The organism is Gryllotalpicola sp. CP2-P1, assembly GCF_057512245.1.
This window is the reverse complement of the sequence record NZ_JBLRDT010000390.1, coordinates 1-1,180: the sequence shown is the minus strand read 5'-3', so window position 1 is coordinate 1,180 and position 1,180 is coordinate 1. Positions and strand designations below refer to the sequence as shown.

Below are 1,180 nucleotides of genomic sequence, written 5' to 3'. Positions count from 1 at the left end.
GCATCGTCGACCCGCCGCGCCCCGAGGCGATCGAGGCGATCGCGACGAGCCACCGGGCCGGCGTCGCGGTCAAGATGATCACGGGCGACCACCCCGACACCGCGCTCTCGATCGCGCGCGAGATGGGCATCACCGAGCCGGGCGCCGCCGGGCGCGCCGAGCCGCGTGTGCTCACCGGCGCCCAGCTCGAGGCGATGAGCGACGACGAGCTGCGTGCGCTCGCCGCCGAGGTCGACGTGTACGCGCGCACGAGCCCCGAGCACAAGATCCGCATCGTCTCGGCGCTGCAGCACGAGGGCGAGGTCGTCGCGATGACGGGCGACGGGGTCAACGACGCACCTGCGCTCACCCAGGCCGACGTCGGCGTCGCGATGGGCCTCAAGGGCACCGAGGCGACGAAGGAGGCCGCCGACCTCGTGCTCACCGACGACAACTTCGCGACCATCGAGCGCGCCGTCGAAGAGGGGCGGCGGATCTATTCGAACATCCGCAAGTCGATCCTGTTCCTGCTGCCGACGAACGGGGCGCAGGCGCTCGTGATCCTCGTCGCGGTTCTGGTCGGGGCGACCCAGCTGCCCCTCGAGCCGGTGCAGGTGCTGTGGATCAACATGGCGACCTCGGTGACGCTGTCGCTCGCGCTCGCCGGCGCGGGCGCCGAGCCCGGCCTCATGGACCAGCCCCCGCGCGGGAAGAACGCGCCCCTGCTCGACGCGCGCATGGGGGTGCGCATCGGGGTCGTCTCGCTGCTGATCGGCGCGGCGACGATGTTCACCTTCTACTTCGAGATCGGCTACGGCGAGAACCTGCGGCAGTCGCAGACCACGGCGGTCACGACGCTCGCGCTGTGCCAGCTCGCCTACCTGTTCAGCTGCCGCTTCCTCGACCGCTCGAGCGTCTCGCTCGCGGTCTTCCGCGGCAACCGGGTGATCTATCTGTCGGCCGCCGTGCTCATCGTGCTGCAGCTGGCGTTCGTGTATTTGCCGTTCATGCACATCTGGTTCCTGTCGGACACGATCGACTGGCATCAGTGGGGGCTGTCGGCGCTGCTCGCGATCGTCGTCTTCTTCCTCGCCGAGGGGAACAAGGCGCTCACGCGGCGGATCGGGGAGACAGGGGGAGCGCGATGAGTGATCGGATGCCGGAACCGGGCGAGCCTGCACAGGAAGCCGCCGCCCCGGCG

The 1,180-nt window shown here is 70.3% G+C and carries 1 protein-coding gene; it reads left to right on the top strand.

The window, feature by feature from the left end:
- The coding region (locus ACM2XV_RS15465; RefSeq protein ID WP_487027593.1) for an HAD-IC family P-type ATPase at nucleotides 1-1,127 on the top strand (1,127 nt) is incomplete at its 5' end.
- Between the last annotated feature and the right edge of the window lie 53 nt (nucleotides 1,128-1,180).